Source organism: Streptomyces sp. DH10, assembly GCF_029813805.1.
Taxonomy (GTDB): Bacteria; Actinomycetota; Actinomycetes; order Streptomycetales; family Streptomycetaceae; genus Streptomyces; species Streptomyces coeruleofuscus.
Genome location: NZ_JARVKU010000024.1, coordinates 40496 through 55980, shown reverse-complemented (window position 1 = coordinate 55980; position 15485 = coordinate 40496). Strand labels below are relative to the sequence as shown.

Below are 15485 nucleotides of genomic sequence, written 5' to 3'. Positions count from 1 at the left end.
GGCATGACGTCGGCCACGGCGGCAGGGGGCGTCAAGCCCCCTGCCGTTGGCAAGTCGCGCAAGAGTGTGACCGGCACCCGCAGGATGGTCGCGGCGCTGTTCCTGCTGCCCGCGCTCGTCCTGCTCGGCGCGCTCGTGGTGTACCCGATCGGGTACTCGGTGGTCCGCAGCTTCTACGACCAGTCCGGCGACGGCTTCGCCGGGATCGACAACTACAAGGCCCTCTTCACCGACGAGGGCATCCGCACCGCGCTGAAGAACAACATCATCTGGGTGGTGTTCGCGCCGACGGTCGCGACGGCGCTCGGCCTGATCTTCGCGGTGCTGACCGAACGGGTGCGCTGGGGCACGGCCTTCAAGCTGGTCGTCTTCATGCCGATGGCGATCTCGATGCTTGCGGCGGGCATCATCTTCCGCCTGGTGTACGACCAGGACCCCGACAAGGGCGTCGCGAACGCGGTGTGGGTGGGCGTGCACGACACCTTCGCCCAGTCGTCGGCGTTCCCGAAGGCCCACCCGGGCCGTCAGTCGCCGCTGGAGCCGGCGGGCGGGGGCGCCTTCATCACCAAGTCGCCCGTCCGCGCGGGCGAGACCGTCTCGCTGCCCCTGGTGGGCGTCGCGCCGGACCTGATGCCGGACGGCGCGAAGCCCGCCGTGGCGGCGAAGCCCGAGCCGGACAAGATCACCGGTACGACCTGGCAGGACTTCACGCGGGGCAAGGGCGTGGGGACGCTCAACCGGGTCGACTCGTCCGAGCTGGGCTATCCGGGCATGAAGATCGAGGCCGTGAAGGACGGCAGGGTCGTGGCGTCGGCGACGGCCGCCGACGACGGCACCTTCACGCTGCCGGCCTCGGCCGACGGGGCCCAACTCCGGCTCCCGGACAGCAACTTCAAGGAGCCGTACAACGGCCTGGACTGGCTCGGCCCGTCCCTGGTCACCCCGTCCATCATCGGCGCGTACATCTGGATGTGGGCGGGCTTCGCGATGGTGCTGATCGCGGCCGGGCTCGCGGGCGTGCCGCGTGAACTGCTGGAGGCCGCCCGGGTCGACGGCGCGAGTGAGTGGCAGGTGTTCAGACGGGTCACGGTGCCGTTGCTGGCGCCGGTCCTCGCGGTCGTCACCGTCACCCTGATGATCAACGTGCTGAAGGTCTTCGACCTGGTCTTCATCATCGCCCCCGGCTCATCCCAGGACGACGCGAACGTCCTGGCCCTGGAGCTGTACCGCAAGGGCTTCTCCGAGGACCAGCCGGGCATCGCCAGCGCCATCTCGGTGTTCCTGCTGCTGCTCGTGATCCCGGTGATGTGGTTCAACGTGCGTCGGCTGAGGCGGGAGGTGCGGCGATGAAGGCGAAGCAGTCGCTGGGGTCCCGGCTCGCCGAAGGCGTCAGCGGTGGGCTGGTGAGGGTGTTGCTCATCGTCGTCGGCCTGTTCTGGCTGGTGCCGACGATCGGTCTGCTGCTGTCCAGTCTCCGCTCGCCGGAGGACATCGCGGCGAGCGGCTGGTGGAAGGTGTTCACCGAGCCGTCGCAGCTCACGTTCGACAGCTACGCCAAGCTGCTGGAGAACGAGGACATCACCAGCAGCCTGGTCAACACGGTGTGGATCACCGTGCCGGCGACCCTGCTGGTCGTGATCATCGGCTCGCTGGCGGGTTACGCCTTCGCCTGGATGGAGTTCCCCGGCCGTGACTGGTGGTTCCTGGGCGTGGTCGGCCTGTTGGTGGTGCCGGTGCAGGTCGCGCTGATCCCGATCGCCGAACTCTTCGGCTCCCTCGGCATCTTCGGCTCGGTGATCGGCGTGGTGCTCTTCCACGTCGGCTTCGGCCTGCCCTTCGCGGTGTTCCTGCTGCGGAACTTCTTCGCGGAGATCCCGAGAGAGCTGCTGGAGGCGGCACGCCTGGACGGGGCGGGTGAACTGCGTCTGTTCTTCCGTGTCGTGATGCCGCTCGGCGCCCCGGCGATCGCGGCCCTCGGCATCTTCCAGTTCCTGTGGGTGTGGAACGACTTGCTGGTCGCGCTGATCTTCTCGGACTCCGGGAGCCAGCCGATCACGGTCGCACTCCAGACGCAGGTACGGCAGTTCGGCAACAACATCGACGTGCTGGCACCCGGCGCGTTCATCTCGATGGTGGTCCCGCTGGCCGTCTTCTTCGCGTTCCAGCGGCAGTTCGTGTCCGGCGTGATGGCGGGAGCCGTCAAGTAGCGTTCAGAGAAGGGCAGTTGGAGGGGCGGACCGGTCACGGTCCGCCCCTTGCGCGTTCCCCCGGATGCCGTAGCCGCCGTAACCAACTCACCCCACCGGCCGTTCCCGGGCCGAACGCCCGCGCCGACCGATGGATGGCCTCTTGCCCAGGTTCAGTGTCATTGTCCCCGCGTACCAGGTTCAGGCGTACCTGCACGAGTGCCTCGAATCGGTGCTCTCCCAGTCCTGTCCCGATCTGGAACTGATCGTCGTCGACGACTGCTCGCCGGACGCGTGCGGCGCGATCATCGACGAGTTCGCCGCCCGCGACGCGCGCGTCCACCCCGTCCACCTGCCCGAGAACGTCGGCCTGGGCCTCGCGAGGAACGCCGGAGTGGCGCACGCCAGCGGCGACTACCTGCTGTTCCTCGACAGCGACGACACCCTCACCCCCGATGCGCTGCGCTCGATCGCGGACCGGCTGAAGGAGACGGGCGATCCGGACGTCCTGGTCTTCGACTACGCGCGCACCTACTGGACGGGGGAGGCCATCCGCAACCAGGCGGCCCTCCAGCTCACCGAGCAGGGCCCGGCCCCGTTCCGCCTGGAGGACCGGCCCGGTCTGCTGAGGCTGCTGATGGTCGCCTGGAACAAGGCCTACCGGCGGGAGTTCGTCGAGGAGAAGGGGTTCGCCTTCCCGCCCGGGTACTACGAGGACACGCCGTGGACCTACCCGGTGCTGATGACCGCGGACTCGATCGCGACCCTGGACCGCGTCTGCGTGCACTACCGGCAGCGGCGGCAGGGCAGCATCCTGCGCACCACCAGCGAGCGGCACTTCGACGTCTTCGAGCAGTACGACCGGCTGTTCGCGTTTCTGGAGGAGCGCCCCGAGCTGGCCCGCTGGCGGCCGGTGCTGTTCCGGCGCATGGTCCATCACCTGGCGATCGTGTACTCCCGGCGGGACCGGCTGCCCCCCGGTTCGCGCGCGGACTTCATGCGCCGGGCCCGCGCCCACTACCGCCGCTACCGCACCCGGGGCGCCCCCGTCCCCCTGCGCGCCCGGGTGCAGCACGCCCTGATCCGCTTCGGCCTGCACCGCACCTACCGCACGCTCCAGCTGGTGTCGGCCCTGCACCGCGGCGTCGCGCGGACCACCGGGAAGCTGCTGCGCGGTCTGCGGTCCGCCGCGCTCCGGCTCCACTACCGCGTCCAGCACTGTCTCCCGCTGCGCGCCGACCGGGCCGTCTTCGCCGCCTACGACGGCCGCGGCCACAGCTGCAACCCGGGCGCGCTGGAGTCCGCGTTCCGCGATCTCGCGCCGCACATCCGCACGGCGTGGATCGCCCGTCCCGAGCACCACCACACCATCCCGCCGGGTACGCGCCGCCTCGTCCCCGGCACGGCCGCCTACTGGACGGCACTGGCCCGCTCCGCCTACCTGGTCAGCAACACCGAGTTCGACCACCGCCTGGTCAAGCGCCGGGGCCAGACCCTCATCCAGACCGGGCAGGGCACCCCGCTGGGGCACATCGGCCTCGACCTCCAGGAACGCCCGGCGGCGGCCCGGGGCAGGGACTTCGCCCGGCTGCTCAAGGGCGTCGACCAGTGGGACTACGTGCTGTCCGCCAACCGCCACACCACCCTCACCCACGAACGCGTACACCCCGGCCGCTACACCACGCTGGAGTACGGCTACCCCCGCAACGACGTGTTCCGCACGGCGACCGAAGCGGACGTGGCCCGGCTGCGCGCCTCGCTCGGCATCCCGGAGGGCACGGTCGCGATCCTCTACGCACCGACCCACCGCGACTACCGGCGCTCCCAGCGCCACACCCTCGACCTCCAGCGGATCGTCCGCCGCCTGGGCCCGCGCTTCCTCGTGCTGGCCCGCGCCCACCACGCCTACGACGCGCCGCTGACCAGCACCTGCGGCCGGGTCGTCGACGTCAGCGACCACCCGAGCGTGGAATCCCTGTGCCTGGCCTCGGACGCCCTGGTCACGGACTACTCGTCGCTGATGTTCGACTATGCCGGCCTGGACCGGCCGATCGTGATCCACGCCGACGACTGGGAGGCGTACGAGGCGGCCCGCGGCACCTACTTCGACCTGCGCTCCTTCCCGCCGGGCGCGGTCGCGCGCGGCGAGGACGAACTGATCGACATCTTCGCCACCGGTCACTGGCGCGGCTCCCGGTCGGCCCAGCTGCGCTCGGCGTTCCGCGAGCGGTTCTGCACGTACGACGACGGCCGGGCCGCCGAGCGGGTCGTCCGCCGGGTCGTCCTCGGGGAGTCGGACCTGCCGCCGGTCGTGCCGCTCGACGAGCGCCGGCCGGTGCCGTCGGCTGCGGCCTCGCTGGCGCGCGAGCCGCTCGCCACGGTGCCGCAGCCGGCCGTCGTCGCCGACAGCCTCTGACCCCGGTTCTCACGTGGGAGTCCGTATGCCCTCCAGCCCGTCGCGGCCGACCCCGAGCCGGCCGCCCTCCTGGCGCCCGTCCGGGAGACCGGGACGCCCCAGGGGGTGTCCGCGAAGTCCCGCCTGCCCCGCGACGCCCGGCACGCCCTCTCGCCGCACCTGACGCGGTCCCCGCCTCCGAAGAACGCACGCCCCTCGACAGAAAGAGCAGAATGCCCCGCTTCAGCATCGTCGTCCCGTCCCATGGGGTCGCGGGCCGGCTGTCCCAGGCGCTGGATTCGATCCTCGCCCAGTCGTTCGGCGACTTCGAGCTGATCCCGGTGTGCGACGCGCCCGACTCACCCGCGGCGGACGTCGTCGCCGGGTACGCCGAGCGGGACTCCCGGGTGACGCCGGTGCACTCGCCGCCGTCGGCCGGTCTGGCCGGGGCGCGCAACACCGGGCTGCGGTCGGCGGTCGGCGGCCATGTGCTGTTCCTCGACGGAGACGACGTCCTGGTCACGGGGGCGCTGGCGGCGCTGGACGCCCGGCTGGGCGCGGTCGGCGACGTCGACGTCCTGTACTTCGAGCACGAGCGCACCCCCTGGTGGGAGGGCGAGCCGGCGAACCCGGCCGCGTCCCTGCTGGCCGGGACGCCGGACGGGGCCTTCTCCCCCGACCGTGCCCCGCGGCTGACGGGCGTGACGCTGCCGGCGTGGAGCGCGGCCTACCGCCGGGGCTTCCTCACCGAGCAGGGCCTCGCCTTCCCCGGGGACCACTTCACCGACACCGGGTTCGGCGGTCTGGTCGCCCTGCGGGCGGAGCGGGTGGCGGCCCTGCGCGCGGTCGTCGTCCGGCATCTGCTGCGCCGGCAGGGCAACCGTCTCAACCTGCCCGGGGAACACCACGCCGAACTGCTCGACCAGACCGAGCTGGTGCTGACGCGGGCCGTGGAGCAGGGGCTGCCGGCGGACCGGCTGAGGCCGCTGTTCGAGCAGCTCTTCGCCGCCGTACTGAAGACGGCCGCCCACCCCCGGCGGCTGCCGGCCGGGCGGCGCGCCTTCTTCCGCCGAGCGAGCGCGCTCTACCGGCAGCACCGCCCCGCGGGCTACCAGCCGCCCGGCGGCAGCCTCGGCGTCCAGCACCGGCTGCTGGCGGCCGGGTCGTACGCGGCGTTCCGCACCCTGCGCGCCGCCAACCGGAGGGCCGCGCGGGCCGCCGCGCTGCTCCCGCGCCCCCGGGGACTGCGCACCCGCCTGCGCTACGCCGCGGACCTGCGCCTCCCCCTCGACGAGAACCTCGCCGTGTACTGCGCGTACTGGGGCCGCGGCTACGCCTGCAACCCGGCCGCGATCCACGCCAAGGCCCGCGAACTCGCCCCGCACATCCGCTCGGTGTTCCTGGTGGAGCCCGACGCGGTGGACAGCGTGCCGAAGGACGTGGAGTACGCGGTGATCGGCAGCCGGAAGTACTGGCAGGTGCTGGCCCGCGCCAAGTACCTCGTCAACAACGCCAACTTCGCGGACGCCGTCGTCAAACGCCCCGGCAGCGTGCATCTCCAGACCCAGCACGGCACACCGCTGAAGAAGATGGGCGCCGACCAGGCGACGTACCCCGTGGTGGCCGCGGCGACCGGGAGCTTCGCCAGACTGCTGGCCCGGGTCGACCGCTGGGACTACAACCTCACCTCCAACCGCCACTCCACCGAGATGTGGGAGAAGGCGTTCCCCGGCGCCCACGAGACCCTCGAGTACGGCTATCCGCGCAACGACGTCTACTGCACGGCGTCCGCCGAGGACGTCGCCCGCGCCCGCAAGGAGCTGGGCGTCCCCGACGGCAAGAAGGCCCTGCTCTACGCGCCCACGCACCGCGACTACGCCACCGGCTTCGCGTCGGGCCTGGACCTGGCGGAGTTCTGCGAGGCGATCGGCGACGACTACGTGGTGCTGCTGCGCGCGCACTACTTCTACGACCAGGGGTCGAGCCGGGGCGGCGGGCGGATCATCGACGTCACCGGGCACCGCTCCTCGGAGGACGTGTGCCTGGCCGCCGACGCGCTGATCACCGACTACTCGTCGATCATGTTCGACTACGCCAACCTGGACCGGCCGATCGTCGTGTACGCCGACGACTGGGAGGTCTACCAGGAGGTCCGGGGCGTCTACTTCGACCTGATGCGGTTCCCGCCCGGCCGGGTCGCCCGTACCCCCGAGGAACTGGCGGCCGTCTTCCGCGACGGCGGCTGGGCGGACGAGTCCGCCACGGCGCTGCGCGCCGCGTTCCGGGAGCGCTTCTGCCAGTTCGACGACGGGCGGGCCGCCGAGCGCGTCGTACGCCGGGTGCTGCTGGGTCAGCCGCCCGAGTCGCTCCCGCCCGTGATCCCGCTCGCGGAGCGCGTCCCGGCCCCCGCCGCCGCCACCCTCGTAAGGAGCTGACCGAAGAAGTGCCCCGCTTCAGCATCATCGTCCCCGTCTACAAGGTGCAGGGCTTCCTGCGCGAGTGTCTCGACTCGGTACTCGGCCAGTCGTACGGCGACTTCGAGGTGATCGCCGTGGACGACCGCTCGCCGGACGGCAGCGGTGCGATCCTCGACGAGTACGCGGCCCGCGACGCCCGGGTGCGGGTGCTGCACCTGCCCGAGAACGTCGGCCTGGGCCGGGCCCGCAACGCCGGCCTGGAACAGGCTGCCGGCGACTACGTCCTGTTCCTCGACAGCGACGACCACTACACGCCGGGCCTGCTGGCGGCCGTCGCCGCGCGTCTGGAGGTGACGGGAGACCCGGACATCCTGGTCTTCGACCACGTGCGCACCCACTGGTGGGGCCGGGGCGGGCGCAGCGAGGCGGCGGACCTGCTGGCCGCGGCGGGCACGGACACCTTCGGCATCCGGGAGAGCCCGCAGTACCTGAACCTGTTCCTGGTCGCCTGGAACAAGGCGTACCGCCGGTCCTTCTTCCAGGAGCACGGCCTTCAGTACGCGCCGGGGCTGTACGAGGACGCGCCGGTCACCTACCGGTCGATGGTGCTGGCGGACCGGATCGCCTGCCTGGACCGGATCGGGGTGGAGTACCGGCAGCGCCGGCAGGGCGCCATCACCAAGACGCCCGGGCGCCGGCACTTCGACATCTTCCCGCAGTACGAGGGCCTGTTCGCCTTCCTGGAGCAGCGCCCCGACCTCGATTGGGCGCGGCCTCTGCTGCTGGAGCGGGCCCTGGACCACATGCTGTTCGTGCTGGCCCGGGAGGACCGGGTACGGCCCGCGGACCGGGGCGCCTTCTACCGCGAGATCCGCTCCTTCCACCGCCGTCACCTCCCCGAGGGCGGCTTCCCGGAGCCGGACGGCTGGCGCGGGGTCGAGATGCGGCTCGTGGCGTCGGCGCCCTACGCCTCGTACGCGGCGGTGCGGGGACTGCGGGACGTGCGCGCGGCCGTCCTGGGCGGGCAGCGGCGGGTGGCGCGGAAGGCGTCGGAGACTGCCGTGCGCACCTGGTACCGGGCCCAGTCGAAGCGGCCCCTCGATCCGCATCTCGCCGTCTACTCGGCGACCCACCACCGGGGCGTGTCCGGCGACCCGGCAGCGATCCACGCCAAGGCGCGCGAGCTCACCCCGCACATCCGGGGCGTGTGGGTGGTCCGGGAAGACGCGGTGGACGCGCTGCCGCCCGGCATCGACCACGTCACGCCGGGCTCGCGGCGCTACCACGAGGTCATGGCGCGGGCCACGTACTGGGTGAACAACGTCAACTGGCCCGGCACCCTGGCCAAGCGGCCCGGCAGCGTCCACATCCACACCCACCAGGGCACCCCGCTCAAGTACATGGGCGCGGACCTGCTGACCAAGCCGGGCGCCCGGCACGGCTTCGACGTGCCGCAGATGCTGCGCCGCGCCGACCGCTGGGACTACAGCCTGGTCGCCGGGCGGCACGCGGAGCGGGCCTGGGAGCGGGCGTACCCGTGTCACTTCACCTCGCTGCGGACCGGCAGCCCGCGCAACGACCTGCTCGTCGGCGCAGGCCCCGAGCGGGGCCTGGCCGTGCGCGAGCGGCTCGGCATCCCCGCCGACCACACGGCCGTGCTGTACGCGCCGACCCGCCGCGACTACCGGCGGGGCGGCCACGTGGACCGGTTCGACCTGGCCCGGTTCGCCGCGGACCTCGGCCCCGGCCACACGCTCGTCGTCCGTCTGCACCCGTCGCTGGCCGGAGGCGTGGCGCGCGGCCTGGGCCTCGCCGACCTGCACCGGCGGGGCGTGGTGGTGGACGCGACGGACGAGCCGCACGTCGAGGAGGTGCTGCTCGCCTCCGACGCGCTGGTCACCGACTACTCCGCCCTGATGTTCGACTACGTCCTCCTCGACCGGCCGGTCGTGGTGCACGCCGACGACTGGGGCGCGTTCACGGCGAGCCGGGGCGCCTACTTCGACATCACGGCCGACGCCCCCGGGCACGTGTCGCGCTCCTACCGGGAACTGACCTGGCTCTTCGCGTCCGGCACCTGGCAGGACGCGGAGTCCGCGCGGCTGCGGGCGGGCTTCCGGGAGCGGTACTGCGAGTTCGAGGACGGGCAGGCCGCCGAGCGCGTGGTACGCCTGCTGATGCTGGGCGAGCGGGGCGGTGCGCTGCTGCCCGCGGCCCGGCGGATCCCGGGGCTGCGTGCCCGGTCCGGGGCGCTGGTCGAGCGATGAGAACTCCCGCCGGCCCCGAGGCCCTTCCCTCCCTGCCCGGACAGCGGGCCTCCTCGGTACGGCCCCCGGCCGCCGTCGAACGGCTGCGGCCGGTGCACTGGTGGCACGCGGCACTGGTCGCCGTACCGACCGCGGCCCTGTTCGTGCTGGGCTACCGGCGGCGCTGGATCTGCGACGACGGGCTGATCTATCTGCGTCCGGTCCGGCAGATCCTGGCGGGCAACGGGCCCGTGTTCAACGTGGGGGAACGGGCGGAGAGCTCGACCGGCACCCTGTGGCAGTGGCTGCTCGCGCTCGGCACCTGGGTCACCGGCGAGGACCCGGCGTTCCTCGCCGTCGGGCTGGGGCTGCTGCTGAGTACGGCCGGATTCGCGCTCGCCCTGATCGCCACGTGCCGGCTGCACCGGGGCGCGGGGCTGCTTCTCCCGGCCGGTGTGTTCGTGCTGCTGGCCGTGCCCCCGTTCTGGTCGTACATGACCTCGGGCCTGGAGAGCGGCCTCGGCGCCTGCTGGACCGGCCTGTCGTGGTGGCTGCTGACGGGCACCCGGCGTGGTCAGGAGGCCCGGGCGAGCTGCGCCACCGCCTTCGTGTTCGGGCTGGGGCCGCTGGTCCGGCCCGATCTGGCGGTGGTCACGGTGTGCTTCCTGGCGGCGCAGTGGTGGGTGCTGCGACCGTCCCGGCGGGGCACCGCGGCGACGCTGGCCTCGGCGGTGGCGCTGCCGCTGGCGTACGAGGTGTTCCGGGCCGGGTACTACGGGATCCTGGTGCCGCTGCCCGCCATCGCCAAGGAGGCCAGCGCCAGCGACTGGGGCCGGGGCGCCGGTTATGTGCAGGAGACACTCGGGCCCTACTGGCTGTGGCCCGTCGTGCCCGTGCTCGCCGCGCTGGCCGTCCTCCTCGTGCGGCGCGTCCGCCGGGAACGGCAAGACCGCGCCCCGGGGCGGGCCTCGCTCGCGGTGCTGCTCGCGCCGCTCGTGGCGGGGGCGCTGCTGGCCGGGTACGTCGTCCGCGTCGGCGGCGACTACATGCACGCCCGCATGATCCTGCCCGCCCTCCTGCTGCTGCTCCTGCCGGTCCTGGTCGTTCCCGCCACCAGGTTCACGGGGGTCGCGAGCGCGCTGCTGCTGATGTGGCTGGGCGCCGCGGTCAGCCCGCTGCGGACACCGTTCGACGTACGCAGCACGCCCGGCTCCTTCAACGTGCGCAGCTCCGACGTGGAGGGCCTCGGCGACCACAACCCGGTGCGCACCGCCACCTGGGTGGACAACTGGCCGTCCCTGCCGGAGGGGCGCGGCATGCTGGCCCGGGCCGCTCGGGCGCCCCGGCCGACGCTGCTGTACTTCGACGCCGGACGCCGGCTGCACGCCACGCCGATGCGGGAGGACTCCCCGTACCACGTGGTGATCGTGGGACGTCATCTCGGTGTCACGGGAGCCGCGGCGCCACTCGACGCCTACGTCAACGACGCCTGGGGGCTGGCCAGTCCCGTCGGCGCGCACCTCGCGCTGGAGCGCTGGAGCTGGCCCGGGCACGAGAAGTTCCTGCGCAACCACTGGGTCTTCGCGGAGTGGGCGCTGGAGCACCCGCCGCAGCGCGACCTGCTGCGGGCCGGGGCCTCGCGGGAGGCGGTCGAGGCGGCCCGGGCCGCGCTGGGCTGCGGCGAGCTGGCCGAGCTGAAGGAGTCGGTGCGCGCGCCGCTGACCGCCGAGCGGTTCCTGCGGAACCTCACGGGGGCCTTCGAGCGGACGCAGTTCCGGTTCGCACGCTGGCCGGTCGCGGCGGAGCGGGCGCTGTGCGACTGACGGCGGCAGGTGGGCCTGTCGGCAGGTGGGTGTAGCCGCCTCACCCGATGAAGTGACGCGCGGTCAGGGCTCCGGTACGGGCGGGAACATTCGGCGCATGCCCCAGTCCCTCCCCTTTCCCGCAGTCCTGTGAGCGCCCACGTCCTCGTCCGGCGGACCGTGCGCGGCGCGACGGCGCTGCGCGGCGGCCGCCTGGGGCGCCCGACCCCGTACCAGTTCTTCGGCGCCCTGTTCTGGCTGGTGATGACGCTGGCGTTCTGGCGGGTCCCGCTGTGCTGCGACGCCGGGCAGCACGCGGCGGTCGTCGAGCGGCTCAAGGCCGATCTGCTGCATCCGGCCCACACCATGGCCGATCTGCCGGGCGAGGGCAGCCCCTACTACGGGCCGTACGCCGTCGCCCAGGGCGTCCTGGCACGGCTGACGGGGCTGTCCGGCTGGGCGGTGGTGAAGCTCGCCGGGCCGGTGCACCTGCTGGTGCTGCTGACGGGGATCGGCCGTTTCGTCCGGGCCCTCTCCCCACGCCCGTGGGCGCCGGTCCTGGCGCTGCTGTTCATGACGCTGCTGTGGGGCACCGCGCGGATCCTGTGGAGCGGCTACCTCGGGCTGATGTCGATGACGACGAACCTGGGCTATCCGTCCGCGGTCGCGATCGGGCTGACGTTCTGGGCGTGGGCCTGGACCTGCGTGCGCGCGCGTGAGGACGCCCCGTCCGTGCGGTTCGTCGGCCCGAGCGGGCTCGGCGGCTGGTGGGGGTACGCCGGGATCGGCGCCCTGTACGGGCTGATCCTGCTCACCCACCCCGTCACGGCGGCCTCGGCGCTCATCGGGGCGGTGGCGATCGTGGCGTCGCGGCAGCGCGGGTGGCGCCGGCCGGTCGTGGCGCGCTGGGCGCTCGCGGGTGGGTCCTGCGCGGCGGTCGCCGTGTCGTGGCCGTACTACGACGTCCTGTCGCTGGTGGGCGACACCGGCATGGACGCGATGCACCGGCGGCTGTACGAGGGGATGCTCGCCAACTCCTGGCTGGCTGTGCTCGGCCTGCCCGCGCTGTGGGTGCGGGCCCGCGGGGCGGTGCGTGACCCGCTGGTGCTGATGTTCCTGCTTCAGTGCCTGCTGGTGGCGTACGGCTGGGTGAGCGGGCACTACACGTACGCCCGGGCTCTGTGGGCCGTGCTGGTGCCGCTCCAGTTCGCGCTGGCGGTGGAGCTGGCGGCGCCCCGGCCGTGGCGGCGGGCCCGGAGGGTGCTGGGCGGGGCGGCGGCGGCCGGGGCGTGCGTCGGGTTCGTCACCGTGCACGCCGGGGCGGTCGTGCCGCGCTCGGTCGACCCGGTGGGGTTCACGCAGCCGACGCGCTGGCCGTCGTACGACTGGGCGGCGCGGCACATCGGGCCGGGCGAGGTGGTGATCACCGACGGGTATCTGGCCAGCCACTCCATCGCCGGGTACGGGCCGAACCTCGCCGCGCCCATCTGGCCCGACCCCGCCCTGGACGAACGGGAACGCGAACGCCGGGCGGCCGACGTCCGCGCCTACCTGGCCCCCGACGCGACCCGCGCCGAGCGGGCCGCCGTCGTCCGCCGCTATCACGTGCGCTGGCTGCTGCTGACGCGCTGGCACCCGGTGCCCGAGGAGGCCGTGGTGGTGGCGTGGAGCAGACGGACGGGGGAGGTGCTGGCGCGGGTCGGGGGGTGACGTGCCCGGTGCTTACTCGATCGCTTACTCGATGACGAGGTCGACCTCGATGTTGCCGCGGGTGGCGTTGGAGTAGGGGCAGACCTGGTGGGCCTGCTCGACCAGCTTGCGGCCGGTCGCCTCGTCCACGCTGTCGGGGAGCTCCACGCGGAGGATGACGGCGAGCCCGAAGCCCTCACCCTGCTTGCCTATGGAGACCTCGGCGGTCACGGCGGCGTCGCTGACGTCGACCTTGGCCTGGCGGCCGACGAGGCCGAGGGCGCTGCCGAAGCAGGCGGCGTACCCGGCGGCGAAGAGCTGCTCGGGGTTGGTGCCCTGGCCGTTGCCGCCCATCGCCTGGGGTACTCCCAGCGCGAGGTCCAGCACGCCGTCGGAGCTGACGGCGCGGCCGTCGCGGCCGTGGGTGGCGGTGGCGACAGCGGTGTAGAGCGCGTCCATGGAAATCCTTCCCTCTCACACGTCATACGTTCGGCGGCCCGCTTCCGGGCCGCCTGACACCCAGAATTAGAGCACACAATTAAGTTGTGCGCAATTGAATGGTGGGCACGAGCTATCCTGGAAGCATGAACACGCCGGACGACGACTGGCTCCGCCTGGACCAGCAGATCTGCTTCTCCCTGCACGCGGCATCCCGCGCCTTCAACGGCGTCTATCGCGGGATCCTCAAGGACCTCGGGCTCACCTACCCGCAGTACCTGGTGATGCTGGTGCTCTGGGAGCACGACGAGCTGCCCGTAAAGAAGCTCGGAGAGCATCTGCGCCTGGACTCCGGCACGCTGTCGCCGCTGCTCAAGCGGCTGGAGGCGGCAGGGCTCGTGCGCCGGGAGCGCAGTGCGCGTGACGAGCGGTCGGTGGAGGTGCGGCTCACCGAGGAGGGCGTGGCGATGCGGCGGCGAGCGCTTCAGGTACCGCGCCGGATCGCCGCCTCGACGGGCTTCGGCCCGGACGAGATCCGCGCCCTGCGCGCCCGCGTCGACGAACTCACCACGGCACTGGACGCGGCGGCCCTCACGGAGCAGCCGGGCGGTTCACCGGCAGGCGAGCGGTCGTAGCGGAGGCGGGGGGTCGCGGTGGACGCGCCGGGCGGCTCATCGGCGGCCGGCACGTCGGGCACTAAGGGACGCGGGGAACTGCGCGATCAACCACCGACGGCCGGCGCTCCGAACTTCCACGGCGCATGGCGAACGGCTCACCGGCGGTCGCCACCCCGGTGGACGGCTCGTCGGTGGCAGGTGCGTCCGCCGGTGCCCTCCGCACGTGGAGGCGGAGGATCACCCCGCCCCGGGCATGTTCCTCCCGGACCGTGAACTCCCCCGCCAGGACGGCCAGTTTCGTGCGCTCGACCGGGTCGCGCGGAGACCAGCGCGGGTCCAGCGCGTACGTCTCGGCGACGGTCCAGACGCGGTCCACCGAGGCCAGCCGGTGCCGGAGCTCCGCGGGGGTCGCCTCGCGGCCCCACAGGGTTCCGGACCGCGGGGCCGACTCCCGCAGCGCGATGTCCCGGACCTGCCGGAACCCCTTGGGGTAGGCCAGCGCGGCGAGCCTCCCGACCGACGGCACGAACAGCACCGGGTCACCGGGGCGCATCTGGCGCAGGGCGAGCGCGGAGACGACGGCGAGGTTGTCGGGGCGGTGTGCGGCGGACCGGTCCTGGCGGTGGACGGGGAGGTGGTGGACGAAGGTGACCGTGAGGGCGAGGACGCCGGTGACGCCCAGCAGGGCGCGCACCCGCCGACCGCCGACCCGTACCCGGCGCCCGTCGAACCGCAGCCGCCCCAGCACTCCGGCCACCCGCCCGGCCCCGGCGGCCACCAGCAGGGACGCCCCGGCCAGGGAGTAGAGCACGTACCGCCCGTGGAACAGCGGCCGCACCTGCGACACAGTCATCAGGATCCCCGGCGGCACGAGCAGCAGCGGGAGCGCGACCGCCGCGAGCCGCCGCGTCCGGAGGCCGACGGCCGTCAGCAGCAGCGACGCCCAGCAGACCACCCCGGCCGGCCCGGGACAGAAGTGCCGCACCAGCCTCTCGGCCTCGTCCCACCCGGGCGTCACCAGCCACGCCACCTGCCCGGACTGCCCCTGCGACACCCACACCAGCGGCAGCAGGAGCAGCACGACCGCTCCCGCCGCCCGCCCCCAGCCGGACCAAGCCCTCCTCGGCACCCGCATGAGGGCCAGCGTCGCCGCGTGCGCGCACAGCGCCAGCACCGCCAGTTCGTGCAGCAGACAGGTCAGGGCGACGACGGTCCCGTACGGCCACCAGGCCCGTGCGGTGACCGCCTCCACGGCCCGGAGAAGCAGCAGCGTCGCCCCCGCCACGCCCGCCGCGACGAGCGTGTACGACCGTCCCTCCTGGGCGTAGTGGCCGGTCATCGGCGTGATGGCGTAGAGGAGACCGGCCCACAGGCCGACCCGTGGCCCGGACAGCCGGACGCCGAGGGCCGCGACCAGGCCGGCGGTGGCGGCCGCCGCGCACACCGACGGCAGCCGCAGGACGACCTCGTCCGGGTGGACCGCGAGGACGGCGTGCATGAGCAGGTAGTACAGACCGTGCACCGCGTCCACGTCGTGCAGCAGCCGCCAGATCTGCGGCACCGTGCGCTGCGCGACCTGGAAAGTGACGCTCTCGTCGCCCCACATGCCGCCCCGGTCCAGGCCCCACAGCCCGACCGCCAGCATCACCGCCATGGGAACCGCCACGGGCACCACGCCCGGGCCGAACCGGCCGC

10 protein-coding genes are annotated in these 15485 nt (G+C 73.2%); 8 read left to right on the top strand and 2 right to left on the bottom strand.

All coding sequences use genetic code 11. The annotated features are described in order from the left end of the window. Window positions 1-3: 3 nt before the first annotated feature. The 7 genes from QC385_RS35925 (at window position 4) to QC385_RS35895 (ending at window position 12756) form a co-directional block, all read left to right on the top strand. Window positions 4-1350, top strand: a complete 1347-nt coding sequence (locus QC385_RS35925) for a carbohydrate ABC transporter permease (protein ID WP_279545575.1) — start codon at window positions 4-6, stop codon at window positions 1348-1350. After that, window positions 1347-2207, top strand: a complete 861-nt coding sequence (locus QC385_RS35920) for a carbohydrate ABC transporter permease (RefSeq protein WP_279545574.1) — start codon at window positions 1347-1349, stop codon at window positions 2205-2207. Before QC385_RS35925 ends, QC385_RS35920 begins: the two co-directional genes overlap by 4 nt. A gap of 142 nt (window positions 2208-2349) precedes the next feature. Continuing rightward, entirely contained in the window at window positions 2350-4602 is a 2253-nt protein-coding gene (locus QC385_RS35915; protein WP_279545573.1) for a bifunctional glycosyltransferase/CDP-glycerol:glycerophosphate glycerophosphotransferase, read from the top strand. 212 nt (window positions 4603-4814) lie between these two features. Beyond that, on the top strand, window positions 4815-7016 hold the full coding sequence (locus QC385_RS35910) for a bifunctional glycosyltransferase/CDP-glycerol:glycerophosphate glycerophosphotransferase (protein WP_279545572.1): 2202 nt from the start codon (window positions 4815-4817) through the stop codon (window positions 7014-7016). Window positions 7017-7024: 8 nt separating this feature from the next. Then, window positions 7025-9265 carry a bifunctional glycosyltransferase/CDP-glycerol:glycerophosphate glycerophosphotransferase gene (locus tag QC385_RS35905; RefSeq protein WP_279545571.1) on the top strand — a complete coding sequence of 747 codons (2241 nt, stop codon included), beginning with the start codon at window positions 7025-7027 and terminating at the stop codon, window positions 9263-9265. Beyond that, window positions 9262-11067, top strand: a complete 1806-nt coding sequence (locus QC385_RS35900) for a hypothetical protein (protein WP_279545570.1) — start codon at window positions 9262-9264, stop codon at window positions 11065-11067. The genes QC385_RS35905 and QC385_RS35900 overlap by 4 nt, the downstream gene beginning before the upstream one ends. A 129-nt stretch (window positions 11068-11196) precedes the next feature. Then, window positions 11197-12756 carry a hypothetical protein gene (locus QC385_RS35895; RefSeq protein WP_279545569.1) on the top strand — a complete coding sequence of 520 codons (1560 nt, stop codon included), beginning with the start codon at window positions 11197-11199 and terminating at the stop codon, window positions 12754-12756. A gap of 24 nt (window positions 12757-12780) precedes the next feature. Here QC385_RS35895 and QC385_RS35890 read toward each other — a convergent pair whose 3' ends face one another. Further along, window positions 12781-13194, bottom strand: coding sequence for an organic hydroperoxide resistance protein (locus tag QC385_RS35890; RefSeq protein WP_020276254.1), 414 nt, complete (start codon window positions 13192-13194; stop codon window positions 12781-12783). Between the two features lie 125 nt (window positions 13195-13319). Between QC385_RS35890 and QC385_RS35885 the strand changes: the two genes are divergently transcribed. Beyond that, a complete protein-coding gene (locus QC385_RS35885; RefSeq protein ID WP_279545568.1) occupies window positions 13320-13808 on the top strand; it encodes a MarR family winged helix-turn-helix transcriptional regulator in 489 nt (162 codons plus the stop codon). Between the two features lie 61 nt (window positions 13809-13869). Here the strand turns inward: QC385_RS35885 and QC385_RS35880 are convergent, their stop codons facing one another. After that, window positions 13870-15444, bottom strand: a complete 1575-nt coding sequence (locus QC385_RS35880) for a glycosyltransferase family 39 protein (protein WP_279545656.1) — start codon at window positions 15442-15444, stop codon at window positions 13870-13872. Between the last annotated feature and the right edge of the window lie 41 nt (window positions 15445-15485).

What these genes read in the sequence shown, in the direction of transcription:
- QC385_RS35925 (WP_279545575.1), top strand. Translation starts at nt 4, where the DNA reads ATGACGTCGGCCACGGCGGCAGGGGGCGTCAAGCCCCCTGCCGTTGGC.
- QC385_RS35885 (WP_279545568.1), top strand. Translation starts at nt 13,320, where the DNA reads ATGAACACGCCGGACGACGACTGGCTCCGCCTGGACCAGCAGATCTGC.
- QC385_RS35900 (WP_279545570.1), top strand. Translation starts at nt 9,262, where the DNA reads ATGAGAACTCCCGCCGGCCCCGAGGCCCTTCCCTCCCTGCCCGGACAG.
- QC385_RS35890 (WP_020276254.1), bottom strand. Translation starts at nt 13,194, where the DNA reads ATGGACGCGCTCTACACCGCTGTCGCCACCGCCACCCACGGCCGCGAC.
- QC385_RS35880 (WP_279545656.1), bottom strand. Translation starts at nt 15,444, where the DNA reads ATGGCGGTGATGCTGGCGGTCGGGCTGTGGGGCCTGGACCGGGGCGGC.
- QC385_RS35920 (WP_279545574.1), top strand. Translation starts at nt 1,347, where the DNA reads ATGAAGGCGAAGCAGTCGCTGGGGTCCCGGCTCGCCGAAGGCGTCAGC.
- QC385_RS35910 (WP_279545572.1), top strand. Translation starts at nt 4,815, where the DNA reads ATGCCCCGCTTCAGCATCGTCGTCCCGTCCCATGGGGTCGCGGGCCGG.